Annotated in this window: 11 protein-coding genes; 2 read left to right on the top strand and 9 right to left on the bottom strand. The window is 45.8% G+C overall.

Going from position 1 to position 12496, the window contains the following annotated elements; translation table 11 throughout:
- The first annotated feature begins 14 nt into the window (after positions 1 to 14).
- Positions 15 to 545 (top strand): type 1 glutamine amidotransferase domain-containing protein, encoded by a 531-nt coding sequence (locus AB4Z50_RS32790; protein WP_076268231.1) that lies wholly within the window; start codon positions 15 to 17, stop codon positions 543 to 545.
- Here AB4Z50_RS32790 and ptsP read toward each other — a convergent pair.
- The 6 genes from ptsP to AB4Z50_RS32760 form a co-directional block, all read right to left on the bottom strand.
- Positions 542 to 2284, bottom strand: coding sequence for a phosphoenolpyruvate--protein phosphotransferase (ptsP, locus tag AB4Z50_RS32785; RefSeq protein ID WP_076268230.1), 1743 nt, complete (start codon positions 2282 to 2284; stop codon positions 542 to 544). The genes AB4Z50_RS32790 and ptsP overlap by 4 nt on opposite strands.
- A complete protein-coding gene (locus AB4Z50_RS32780; protein ID WP_339208798.1) occupies positions 2281 to 4167 on the bottom strand; it encodes a glucose PTS transporter subunit IIA in 1887 nt (628 codons plus the stop codon). The genes ptsP and AB4Z50_RS32780 overlap by 4 nt, the downstream gene beginning before the upstream one ends.
- Before the next feature lie 205 nt (positions 4168 to 4372).
- Complete coding sequence (locus AB4Z50_RS32775) at positions 4373 to 5014, bottom strand: hypothetical protein (RefSeq protein ID WP_339208797.1); 642 nt, start codon at positions 5012 to 5014, stop codon at positions 4373 to 4375.
- Between the two features lie 137 nt (positions 5015 to 5151).
- Positions 5152 to 5586 (bottom strand): CoA-binding protein, encoded by a 435-nt coding sequence (locus tag AB4Z50_RS32770; protein ID WP_076268227.1) that lies wholly within the window; start codon positions 5584 to 5586, stop codon positions 5152 to 5154.
- A gap of 54 nt (positions 5587 to 5640) precedes the next feature.
- Positions 5641 to 6936: a 3-phosphoshikimate 1-carboxyvinyltransferase gene (gene aroA, locus AB4Z50_RS32765; RefSeq protein WP_339208794.1), complete on the bottom strand. Its 1296-nt coding sequence runs from the start codon at positions 6934 to 6936 to the stop codon at positions 5641 to 5643.
- Positions 6937 to 7013: 77 nt separating this feature from the next.
- Positions 7014 to 7523, bottom strand: a complete 510-nt coding sequence (locus AB4Z50_RS32760; RefSeq protein ID WP_339208792.1) for a shikimate kinase — start codon at positions 7521 to 7523, stop codon at positions 7014 to 7016.
- A 160-nt stretch (positions 7524 to 7683) separates the two neighbouring features.
- On the opposite strand from AB4Z50_RS32760, the gene AB4Z50_RS32755 reads away from it, so the two are divergent.
- Entirely contained in the window at positions 7684 to 8007 is a 324-nt protein-coding gene (locus AB4Z50_RS32755; RefSeq protein ID WP_076268224.1) for a hypothetical protein, read from the top strand.
- 12 nt (positions 8008 to 8019) lie between these two features.
- Here AB4Z50_RS32755 and gndA read toward each other — a convergent pair whose 3' ends face one another.
- The 3 genes from gndA to AB4Z50_RS32740 all read right to left on the bottom strand — a co-directional run bounded on the left by gndA (position 8020) and on the right by AB4Z50_RS32740 (position 12261).
- Entirely contained in the window at positions 8020 to 9432 is a 1413-nt protein-coding gene (gene gndA / locus AB4Z50_RS32750; protein ID WP_430060898.1) for an NADP-dependent phosphogluconate dehydrogenase, read from the bottom strand.
- 284 nt (positions 9433 to 9716) lie between these two features.
- Positions 9717 to 10313, bottom strand: a complete 597-nt coding sequence (locus AB4Z50_RS32745; RefSeq protein ID WP_076268222.1) for a hypothetical protein — start codon at positions 10311 to 10313, stop codon at positions 9717 to 9719.
- Between the two features lie 244 nt (positions 10314 to 10557).
- Complete coding sequence (locus tag AB4Z50_RS32740) at positions 10558 to 12261, bottom strand: proline--tRNA ligase (protein ID WP_441886022.1); 1704 nt, start codon at positions 12259 to 12261, stop codon at positions 10558 to 10560.
- Positions 12262 to 12496 lie beyond the last annotated feature (235 nt).

Here is a 12496-nt window from a genome sequence, read left to right as displayed (position 1 = left end):
ATGGAGGGAAAAATATGCCGTTACAAAATAAAACCGTCATCTGCTTGCTAGACGACGAATTTGAGGATTTGGAGCTATGGTATCCCGTATATCGTGCGCGCGAAGCTGGTGCGACCGTTTTATATGCTGGACCTGAGAAAGGTAAAACACATATCGGAAAATACGGCGTGCCTGCTGTAGCTGATTTGTCATTTGATGAAGTAAATAGCGAAGACATTATCGGTTTATTGGTCCCAGGCGGCTGGGCACCTGATAAGCTACGCCGTTATCCTAAAGTTCTCCAGCTCGTACAAGAACTGAACGCCGCTGACAAACCGATCGGCCAAATTTGTCATGCCGGCTGGGTGCTCATCTCGGCGAAAATATTGGAGGGGCGTAAAGTCACTTCAACACCTGGCATTCGAGATGACATGGAAAATGCAGGAGCGACATGGTTCGATGAAGCTGTCGTTGTTGATGGAAACCTCATTTCCGCACGCCGTCCGCCCGATCTTCCTCCTTATGCAAAAGCGTTTGTAGATGCACTAGTACAGCGAATGGGTTAACCATTCGCTGTTTTTTTGTCCAAGCGCTCCATAAAACCAGTTAGCTGCTCCAATATTTCTGTACTTGTCCGGCAATGATGCAGCTGCTGAAATACCTCATGGCTTTCTTCTTGTGAAGTGAAGAGCAGCCTTTCCTTGATGGGCAAAATCGAATGCGAAGACATGCTCAGCTCATCTACATCTAGGCTTAGCCAAATCGGCAGCGCTCTTAGATCCCCTGCAAGCTCGCCGCACACGCCAACCGTTATCCCGCTCCGCTTTGCCGCTTCCACCGTCATGCGCAGCATTCGAATGAGCGCTGGATGGTATGGCTCATACAAGTGCGCGATTTCCTCATTCATACGATCCACAGCTAACGTAAACTGTACCAAATCATTCGTGCCGATACTAAAGAAATCAACCTCTTCCGCGAGTAAATCAGCAATCATAACTGCGGCAGGAACTTCAATCATAATTCCGATCTTCATCCCTTTATCATAGGGATACCCCGCTGCTTCAAGCTCAAGCTTCGCTTCGTTTAATACTGCATTTGCAGCACGAACTTCATCGACAGATGAAATAAGCGGATACATAAGCTTTACTTGACCGTAATGACTTGCCCGCAAAATAGCACGAAGCTGCGTTTTGAACAAATCTTTACGATCCAGCGATATCCGAATGGCTCTGTAACCTAGAAAAGGATTGTCTTCCTCTGGCAGGTCAAAATAATCGAGCTGCTTGTCACCGCCGACGTCCAGCGTTCGGATGACGAGCGGCTCACCCTCAAGTCGTTCGGCTACGCTGCGATATACCTCAAACTGTTCTTCTTCCTTTGGAAACCGATTTCGATCCATGTACAAAAATTCCGTACGGAACAGCCCAACCCCATGCGCCCCGCTCGACATCGCAATTTCCAGCTCTTTGTAGGAGCTAATATTGGCTGCAAGCTCCAGCCTTTTGCCATCAGGCGTTACCGGGCGATGACCTGCAATGCCATGCAGCCTTTTTTTCGCTTCCGATTGATGAGAGTGCAGCTCTGTGTAATAGTCAATAACTTGCTGAACAGGATCGATAAACACAGTGCCGTCATTGCCGTCAATTACTAGCGTTTGCCCTGTTTGAATAGGCTCAACTAACCTCGTCTCTACACCAACAACAAGAGGTACGCCGAGCGCTCTTGCCATAATAGCTGAATGTGAAGTTTTGCTGCCAGCAAGAGTCACAATGCCGAGCACATGCTGCGGATTAATATGTGCTAGCTGAGAAGGAGACAACTCTTTAGCAATCAATATAAATGGCTGCGTATCTGAAGGCAGTGTAATTTCTGGCGCTCCCAGCAGATGCTTCAGCAATCGATTGCCCACATCCTTAATATCTAGCGCCCGTTCTTTCATGTACTCATCGTCAAGCAGATCAAACATTGTAACAAAATGATCTATAGCTTCTTTAACAGCAACCTCAGCCGCTTTGTACTGGCGTTGGATAATACCTTGGATTTCATTCATAAAGACAGGATCGTCCAAAATGGCTATATGAGCATCGAATATATGTGTTTCCTCTGAACCGACTACATCTCGCAGATCATCTTTAATCTGTTCAATTTCAGACTTAGAGGTACGAATGCCTTCGTATACACGTTCGAACTCGCGGGCAAAATCAGCTACATCGATTTTTTGCTCCGGTAACTCCCATTCCCAATTCGGAAGCACAAACGATCTCCCAATCGCTATGCCTGCTGACGCCCCTATTCCTTGAATCATTGTGTTTCCCCTCCACCGTTTCTCTCTTTAAGTACAACAGACAATACCGAGGACTGCCCCTTTTTCACCGCTTTGAAAGGTGCAAATCGCCATGAGTGAACAAGATCAGAATTTGTTATGACCATAGGAGTAGCAAGAGATTTGCTCTCCTTTCGAACTCGCTGCAAATCAAATTTTATAAGCATCATGCCTGGCGTTACTTCGTCTCCTTCTTTAACGAGCGCATTAAAATACGCTTTGCCAGCCAGACGCGAAGTATCTATGCCTATATGAAGCAGAACTTCCAACCCCTCAGGAGTAAGAATGCCGATCGCATGCATCGTCGGATAAATATGCATCACCTTGCCCTTGACCGGCGATACAAGCTCTCCTTTCTCCGGTATAAATGCGACGCCTTGTCCGACGAGTTTGCCCGCAAATATCGGATCAGGCACCTCATCAAGAGGAATCATGCGGCCTTGCATCGGCGAATGGAACAAAACTTGTGCTTGATCACGATGAATAGTCTTGATCATCTCTTCACGGATGAGTTCGGAATACGTGCCAAATACGACCTGAACATGTCCGCCGCCTAATTTGATTACGCCTGCAGCACCCAGATTCCGAAGTGCATTTATGTCGAGCAGCTTATCGTTGGAAACTTTAAGCCGCAGTCTTGTAATACAGGACTCCATCTTTTCTATATTTTGTTTACCGCCAATGGCTTGCAAAATAAGCGGTGCACGATAAGGGATATCGCCTGCCCATTCATCAAGCTGTGAGCCTTCCTCACGACCTGGTGTCGGAATCCGAAATCTTCGTATCGCCCAGCGAAACAAAAAGTAATAAACGAAGCCAACAACGATGCCGATCGGTATGATTAGCCAACCTCGCGTTGCCAAATGCTCGTTGATAACATAATCTATGGCTCCTGCTGAGAAGGAGAATCCGTGCTTAATGCCAAGCTCATAAGTAACCCACATGATAATGCCTGACAATATCGCATGGACGACGTATAAATAAGGAGCAACAAACAAAAATGCGAACTCTACCGGCTCAGTAACGCCAGTTAGAAATGACGCAAGCGCTGCGTACATAAACGTTTTCCGAATTTTCGGCTTTAAATCCTCGCGCGCTTCGTGAATAATGGCGAATGCGATGGCTGGCAAAGCGAACATCATCGTCGGATAAAGTCCAGCCATAAACGAGCCGGCAGTAGGATCGCCAGCGAAGAAACGCGGAAGATCGCCATACACCATCTGTCCTGAAGCTGTTTCAAAGCTGCCAATTTGAAACCAGAATACATGGCTGACCAAATGATGCAAACCGAATACAACCAAAATCCGGTGTACAAATCCGTATAAAAATACGCCGAAACCGCCACCCGATTCAACAATTTCACCCAGATTTATCATCATGCTCTGTAAATAAGGCGCAATATTGATCATAGCTATTGAGAACAACAAACTAACAACACTTACAAATAACGGTACAAACCGCGGTCCGCCAAAAAATTGTATGTATTCCGGTAATTTTAAGCTTTTAAACCTCTCATGGCTCACGCCTGAAATAATTCCTATTAGTGTACCAATGAGCACGGTTGGCTCAATCGGCACCTCTGCCGACCCTGTAATACCGCTATAAATAGCCATACCTACAAGAGCAGCCATCCCTGCTGCGAGAGCATTACCCGTTAAGCCAAGTGAGATGCCAAGCGCAAAAATATATGGTAAATATGTAAAAATCGTTTCGCTTGCAGCTAATAAATAGCCTTCCATCCCTGGCAGGCCAAAGTAATCCCATGGCAGCTTGCTTAAACTCAAAAATATAGCCGCACCTGGCAGGACAATCATCGGCAGCATGAATGCTCTACCAAGCTGCTGCAGGCTCCCAATGAAAACCATCTTGCACCTCCTTCAAGTTTTGCGAAGCAAAACTACTTCGTAAGCATAAGCTTCAAGTTTTGCAAAACAAAACTAACTCCGTAAGCATTATTCAACACATCTATATCGATGTTAAGCGTTTGCTGCGTTTTTGTCAAAGTAAAACGGCGAGCCTGTAAGGGCCCGCCGATGTTGATGATTCTTTTCTAATTGTATTAAAAAAATGTTATCGATTACCGCCTGAATAAGGAGAAGAATTGACTGCACTCGTCGACTGCCAGCCTACATGAGAAATGACAGGCCCTGCGTTTTGATAAGCATTCGTTGCTTCATATACAGGGTGAAGCGACGTGTTTGAGTGAGTTTGTGTCATACCGCCATATCCATTTTGGAATTGCGATTGGCCGTAACCTCCATAATTGGAAGCTGCATGCTGAGCATACTGCGCCCCATTATTCGAGGATGGCTGGTAGTAGGAATGTTGTTGGTTATGCTCAGAACCAGCTTGATAACCTACATGTGCGATAACCGGACCTACGTTGCCAAACGCCGTTGCTGGCGATTGCGCGTAGCTGTGAACCGGTTGATGCGACATGAATGAATTGTTCGTTCCCACCGGATGCGTCATATTCGAATAGTTGTTAGGAGCATAATGTTGTGTTTGCGCTCCTTGGCTATAAGCATTAGACGATTGGTAACCGCCTGGCGAGTTAGCAACAATCGAGTGCGTTTCTCTGCCAAAAGTCGGTTGGCTTAGCTGCCCTTGGTAGTGCGATTGCACATGGCCAGATGGCTCAAAATGTGCATTTTGGTTAAGGTAGCTCTGTTGGCCTTGGTAATTACCCGGTTGTTGCGAAAACTGATTCACGTCGTGTCCTCCTTGAATTACAATCGTATTGTCTTCAAGTGAATGCCGCTTGTTTCGCTTTCTACATGCGAAAAACAAGTACGCAATCGCTCTTGAAGCTTTCTTATTGTGTAGGAGTGACCTGTTTTTTATAACTGTTATCTTTTGGGTTTCCCGTTCGGAAGCAGGATGGAATCCTCCACCTTGATACAACGATCCATTATAACCTCAAGACCGCCTGCTGCAGCAATCGCAGCCGCTTCCTCGTTTGCAATGCCAAGCTGCAGCCAGAAGGTTTTTGCGCCGATGGCAACCGCCTCTTCAGCTACAGGCGGCGTATGCTCGCTTCTGCGGAAAACATTTACGATATCTACAGGCACGGGAATATCTTTTAGAGAAGCATAACTTTTTTGTCCCAAGATTGAATCGGCGTTAGGATTAACAGGAATAATCGTATAGCCCTTCGCTTGCATCGCTTCAGATACCATATAGGATACGCGCTCTGGATTGTCTGACAAGCCTACAACAGCTACCGTCGTGCTATTCTCCAAAATACCCTTAATATGCTCGCGAGTTGGATTCTCAAATGCCATGATCATACCTCGATTCATTATTTTGTGAACAAGCTTCTAAACGTCAACGAATAATTAGCCTTCAATCCATTCAACCTTAGCGCCTAAAGCTTGCAAATGATCGAAGAATATCGGATAGGACTTCGCTACATGATGTGCATCACGAATTCGAATAGGCTGTTTCGCACGCAATCCAACGACCGATAATGCCATGATGACACGGTGGTCGTAATGCGCATTGATTTCGACACCGCCCTCTACACCTTCAGGACGTCCATGCACGATAATCTCTGCTTGGCGTTCTTCGACATTGGCTCCAGCTTTTCTTAATTCATTCAAATAATCGGTAATGCGGTCACACTCTTTGTAGCGCAAATTTTCTACATTATAAAATCTAGATGTGCCTTCAGCAAAAACAGCTGCTGCAACCATTGCGAGTACAGCATCCGTTGCATGATCGCCATCGAACTCGACTGCTTTGAGCTTGCCATTGCCCTTCACGTGGACAATGCCATTCTCATGCGTAAGAGGAACTTCCATCATTTTCAACACATCAACGACAGCGCGTTCGCCTTGCTTGCTCTTCTCTTCCAAACGGTGTACGATGACATCCGATTCCGTTACAGCCGCAGCTGCTAGAATGGCTGCAGACCCCGGGTAGTCGCCTTGCACAGAATAAGTTTTTGCTTCATAGCTTTGACCGCCTGGGATGCGGAACCGCATATAGTCCTCATCTGCATGGATAACAATACCCGCTTGCTCCAATACTTCTAGTGTCTGGCCAACTACTACTTTTGACTTCAAATCATGCAGCACTTCAATTTCACTGTCCTCTTCGAGAAGAGGCGTCAAAAACAGCAGCGCACTCAAAAATTGCGAGCTTATGTTGCCTGAAACTTGAATTTTGCCGCCCTTTGGAGCGCCGCCTTGAATTCGAATAGGCAGCTTGCCTTCATTATGCTCAATAGAAACGCCCATCGCTGTCAAAGATTCAATGAGGTCGCTATGAGGTCGTTTACCTAGAGAATCTGGATAACGATTAATAAAGGTTACGTCTGGGCAAAGTGCCGCGATGGCCATCAAAAACCGCAAAACCGCACCTGCGTTACCTACATCCAGCTGCTCAACTGGCTTAGGATTACGGCCAAAACCGGTAATAACGATTTTCTCCTCGTCTTCCTCTACCGTTGCTCCCAAATCCCGAATGCAGCGGCGCATTGCATCGCTGTCTTCACTGTGGGCTGGGAAATAAATCGTACTTGTTCCTTCAGCTAGAGCGGCTACCAGAAGGTAGCGAGTGGTATAATTTTTTGAAGAAAGCGCTTGAAGTTCACCTTCAAGTCTTGGCGTTGGTGTCACTAAAACGTCCATAGTTCGTATGATCTCCCTTTACAATAATATATACACATCTACAGCTGATCGGCTGATTGAGGTGATGATGATCTCCGTTATTTATGAAGCGACCATTGCTCGAGTATTGCAGCAACAACCTCTTCCACACTCATATTTGTCGTATCGATCGTAAAATGAGCAAAATCGTAAGCATGCTCACGCTGTTTAAGCAGCAGATTAACTCGCTCCTCTGCATCGCCTTGAAGCAAAGGCCGCTCTGTGTCCGTCTTTACCCGAGCGATGATTTGATCTGGGCTCGCCTTTAAAGCGACGACAAAACCGTTTTTAAGCATTAGCTCACGATTAATGGGACTTAGCACTGCACCGCCGCCTGTTGCAACCACACAGGTATCCTCGCGCTCCAAAATCGTTCCCAGCACTTTGGTTTCAATGATCCGGAAACCTGCTTCGCCATCCGATGCGAAAATATCAGAAACCCGCTTGTTTTCCAGCTTTTCGATTTCTTCATCGCCGTCGATGCGCGTGCAGCCCACCTTCTCGGAAAGCAGCTTGCTGACGGTTGATTTGCCGGTTCCCATAAACCCGATAAGCACTAATTTACTCAATTGTTGCCTTCCCATCGTAACCGTTTCACCCTTTTCGTTCTTGTTAAACCAATTTTTCTACAATATCATATCATTTTTTTGTAATACTAGGGTATAAAAAAGTTATATATGCCGTATGGATGATAAAGATGTTTATTCGAGAATAGGAGTGACATTAGCGATGAACAGTGATCTTCAGTTGCCTGATCAAAGTCCAACTCAAAAACGCTTCAATCGTATTCTCGATCCTGACCATCCCCTTTGCCGGGAGGATGTGGTCTGGATGCTTGAATTTATTAAAAAAAAGGTGGCTGACGAAGATCCAGCCTTAAAGGATCTTACGCAGCCACGCTTATTGCAAAATTTTCATTTCTTTGCCGAAGCGGCCATGTCGCTCATCCATCGCAGACATTATTCCAATCAAGAGGCCGATCGGCTGCGCGACTGTTTGCGTCAAGCAGCTTATGGCTTAAATAAGGACAATCCTCGCGAGACGAGGAACTAATGGCTGATCTAATTAAGATTGCATCCAGTTAAAGTGGAAGCTTCCTTCTTTGTCCACACGTTTGAACGTGTGAGCACCGAAGTAGTCACGCTGCGCTTGAAGCAGGTTTGCAGGCAAACGCTCCGTACGGTAGCTGTCGAAGTAAGCAATTGCACTTGAGAATGCAGGAACCGGCACTCCGTTCGAAACTGCAGCGGAGATCACTTCACGCCAAGCCCCTTGGTACGACTCAACGATGTTTTGGAAATAAGAATCAAGCAAAAGGTTGCGCAGGTTAGGATCACGGTCGTAAGCGTCTTTGATGTTTTGCAGGAAGCGAGCACGGATAATGCAGCCGCCGCGGAAGATCATAGCGATTTCGCCGTAGTTAAGATCCCAGTTAAATTCTTCAGAAGCTGCACGCATTTGAGCAAATCCTTGAGCGTACGAGCAAATTTTACTTGCGAACAATGCTTTGCGAACAGATTCGATAAATGCTGCTCTGTCACCTTGGAAAGGTGTTTTTGCAGGTCCGTTAAGTACTTTGCTTGCCGCAACGCGCTCTTCCTTCATAGCTGACAAGAAACGAGTAAATACGGATTCTGTAATGATAGAAAGCGGTACGCCAAGATCTAGCGAGCTTTGGCTTGTCCATTTTCCAGTACCTTTTTGACCAGCGGAATCCAAGATAACATCTACCATTGGCTTGCCTGTCTCAGGATCGTATTTGGAGAAGATATCTCTAGTAATTTCGATTAGGTAGCTGTCAAGCTCGCCTTTATTCCATTCGGAGAAAATTTCGTGCAGCTCTTCAGCACTAACATCAAGTACGTTTTTAAGCAGATCATAAGCTTCGCAAATCAGCTGCATATCGCCGTATTCGATTCCGTTATGTACCATTTTCACATAATGACCGGCGCCATCTGGTCCGATATATGTGCAGCAAGCATCGTCTCCAACTTTAGCTGAAATAGCAGTAAGAATGGGCTCAACCAGCTCGTAAGCGGATTTTTGTCCACCCGGCATGATAGAAGGTCCTTTTAGCGCTCCCTCTTCGCCGCCAGAAACGCCAGTTCCGATAAAACGGAAGCCTTTAGCTTCAAGATCTTTGCTGCGACGAACAGTATCAGGGAAATAAGCGTTGCCGCCATCGATGATGATATCGCCTTCAGCCAAATGTGGAACGAGCGAATCAATCGTTGCGTCTGTTCCTGCACCTGCTTGTACCATAATCAAAATTTTGCGGGGAACTTCCAATGATTGAACAAATTCCTCGATTGTATAAGTAGGAACAAGATTTTTTCCAACTGCTTCTTGAACAAGATCATCAGTCTTCTCGCGGGAACGGTTGAACACCGATACCGTGAAGCCTCTGCTTTCAATGTTAAGGGCAAGGTTTTTACCCATTACGGCTAATCCAATTACACCAATTTGCTGTTTTGACATCTGGTTCTTCCATCCTTCATCATCTATTTTGGGTCACAATAGTTTCATTTTACTCTTTTTGCGGCAAGAAGAAAACTGTCTGCAAGGAAAAATGTCGCAATAGTCGCATCAATTATATTGAGAGAACTAAAAAGTTTATCTTATATATACCGAAAAGCTTAGACATTTTTATAATAAATGGAGTCTTTTTTAATGGTAAATGAACAACATAAAAACGATCAAATGCTGTTAGAAGGCAGCTTTTGATCGTTTTTATGTTTTCAAATGGGGGCTAGCATCTATCATCAGAGTTCCAATTGCAACATTTCCGAGCGAAGAGTATTCAGCCGCTCTTTAGACTCAGTAACCGCTTCCTCATCCTTGCTCTCTAGCGCGTCAAACAGCATCGATAGCTCATAATCCAGCTCATAACGCAGTACAACCGCTCTTTCCTCAGCACGCTTTGATTGAAATGCTCTAATCATTTCTTCTATTGTAACGAAAGGCTTCTTCTGATAAATAATCCGATGTTCCATACCGGACACCTCCACGAGTCGTATAATCTCACCGAACATAATACTCTCAATGACGATTTGACGATCTTTAATGCGCTTCACAATCGCATGTCCACGTGTGTCATTAATCAGCTTTTCAATTAATTCTGACAGCTTCTCATCTTTAATAATGTAGTCCCCGACAATTTTGTAACGGTTCTTCATTCGCTGGAACTGAAGCTTAACGAGCTTGCGGCCAGTTCGAATGGATACAAGAAACTGCCCCTCCGTCTCACTCCAGTACAAGGAGTACCCTTCCTGAATAAGATCGCGGATGAGATTTTGGATTTGCCGCCGGTCAAATCGCAGCTCCAAATTGCAATATTCGACTTCATGGCTTTTGTTCACGGCAATCCCTCCCTTACCTCAGAATAGTTGACGAAATGTTCTGATAATTTGTTCTTACTTTTATCTTATACTCCATCTTATGTTATGGCAACTTGGATTATTGACTAATTTTACGCTTATAGCCGACTTATCTAAAAAAAGGGCGCGAGCGTCTTCATATGAAGYGGTCTCGCACCCTTTTGATCTTATATTCCATAGGCCTCCATGGATTTTTCAAACCCATTTCATGCATATGTTTTCAACTTTAGTTGCGCAAAGCAAAAGCGATAGCTTCTTCTAATTCTAGCTTTTGCGCTTCTAATTCGTTCCTTTGCTTAAGCTCTACGATTCCATCAGCAGCATGTTTCCCTACTACAATGCGCAGTGGTATGCCGATAAGATCGGAATCCTTGAATTTGACGCCTGGGCGCTCGTCACGATCATCGAGCAGCGTCTCTACCCCAGCCTCAAGTAATCTTGCTGCAATATGCGCGGCCAAATCCATTTGAACCTGATCCTTCGCTGATACAGGAACCACATGAACGTGATAGGGTGCTATCGATTTAGGCCAAATGATGCCATTGCTATCGGAGTGCTGTTCAAGTACCGCAGAAAGCAAACGTGAAACTCCGATACCGTAACAGCCCATTATTAACGGCTGTTCTGAGCCCGACGCATTTAAAAACTTTGCATTTAGCGCTTCACTATATTTTGTTCCCAGCTTGAACACATGGCCAACCTCAATGCCGCGGTAAAATACCAAGCTGCCTGTCTCGCAACGCGGGCACCCGTCTCCTATTGCTGCATTTCGATAATCACCTGCCTGCACATCCGTCAAATGAATGCTTGGGATAACATTTCCGATATGATAATCCTGCTCATTCGCTCCTGCTACTCCTGATTTCATCGCAAGGACAGCATGGTCAGCATAAACGGGAATTTGCAAGCCGATCGGCCCGGCAAAGCCGGTAGGTGCGCCAGTTACCCGCTCTGTCGTAGCTTGATCCGCAAGCTCCAGATGTGCTACAGCAAGCGCATTTTTCACTTTTATTTCATTTACCTCATGGTCTCCCCGAACAACAACAGCAACCGGAGCACCGTCAGCAACATAAATCAGTGTTTTCATAAAAGTATCTGCTCCAAGGCCAAAAGCCTCCACAAGCTGGTCAATCTTCTTGATCTCCGGTGTATGATGTCGCACTAACGCAGCATCATTATTCTGCTGTGTATCCGTTGGTTGTTCCGACAGCTTGTATTCAGCTTTTTCCAAATTCGCCGCATAGTCGCATGAATTGCACACAGCAATCGTGTCTTCACCAATATCAGCCAACGCCATAAATTCATGTGTTCCGCCTTCTCCGCCAATTGAACCTGCATCAGCTTCAACCGGACGGTAATTTAGGCCACAGCGTGTGAAGATGCGATTATAAGCCTCGTACATGCTCGTATAGCTGCGATGAAGCCCATCCCAATCCTCATCAAAGGAATAAGCATCTTTCATTAAAAACTCTCTGCCGCGGAGCAAGCCATAACGTGGACGCTTCTCGTCGCGAAATTTAGTTTGAATCTGATACAATGTCATTGGCAGCTGTCGATAAGAGCTTACCTCGCTGCGCACCAGAGCTGTAATCACTTCTTCATGCGTTGGTCCAAGCGTAAACTCGCGATCATGTCGGTCACGCAGCCGCATAAGTTCAGGTCCATACACATCATATCGACCCGATTGCTGCCACAGCTCTGCCGGCTGCATAGCGGGCATTAATACCTCTTGAGCTCCGGCTTGATCCATTTCTTCTCTTACGATTTGCTCGAGTTTTCTGAGCACTCGCCTGCCTAGCGGCAAATACGTATAAATACCTGCGGCAAGCTGTCTAATAAGACCTGCACGCAGCATTAATTGATGGCTGGCTGCTTCCGCTTCTGACGGCGCCTCGCGCAAGGTAGGCATTAAAAGCTTACTTTGTCTCATAATAGATAACCCTCCGATGATTAGATTTAAGCCATAAAAACAAAAAAACGCATTCGTAAGGGACGAATGCGTTCGTGGTACCACCCTCAAATAGCCGCCAAATGATCTGGACGACTCTCAATAGATAACGGAATGAATATTCCGGCAGCGGAAGAAGTATACGCTTCCTGCTGCAGCTCGCAAGATAGGGATTAATCAATCGTTCTTAGAAGCCTTCCAGCCTTCGGGCTTCCTC

The organism is Paenibacillus sp. 2TAB26 (assembly GCF_052115145.1).
Taxonomy (GTDB): domain Bacteria; phylum Bacillota; class Bacilli; order Paenibacillales; family Paenibacillaceae; genus Pristimantibacillus.
Note: the sequence above shows the minus strand (reverse complement) of the source record. Positions and strands in the feature narration are given on the sequence as shown.

Coding starts and splice junctions, on each gene's coding strand:
- AB4Z50_RS32790 (WP_076268231.1), top strand. CDS start 15: ATGCCGTTACAAAATAAAACCGTCATCTGCTTGCTAGACGACGAATTT.
- ptsP (WP_076268230.1), bottom strand. CDS start 2,284: ATGATTCAAGGAATAGGGGCGTCAGCAGGCATAGCGATTGGGAGATCG.
- AB4Z50_RS32780 (WP_339208798.1), bottom strand. CDS start 4,167: ATGGTTTTCATTGGGAGCCTGCAGCAGCTTGGTAGAGCATTCATGCTG.
- AB4Z50_RS32770 (WP_076268227.1), bottom strand. CDS start 5,586: ATGGCATTTGAGAATCCAACTCGCGAGCATATTAAGGGTATTTTGGAG.
- aroA (WP_339208794.1), bottom strand. CDS start 6,936: ATGGACGTTTTAGTGACACCAACGCCAAGACTTGAAGGTGAACTTCAA.
- AB4Z50_RS32755 (WP_076268224.1), top strand. CDS start 7,684: ATGAACAGTGATCTTCAGTTGCCTGATCAAAGTCCAACTCAAAAACGC.
- gndA (WP_430060898.1), bottom strand. CDS start 9,432: ATGTCAAAACAGCAAATTGGTGTAATTGGATTAGCCGTAATGGGTAAA.
- AB4Z50_RS32740 (WP_441886022.1), bottom strand. CDS start 12,261: ATGAGACAAAGTAAGCTTTTAATGCCTACCTTGCGCGAGGCGCCGTCA.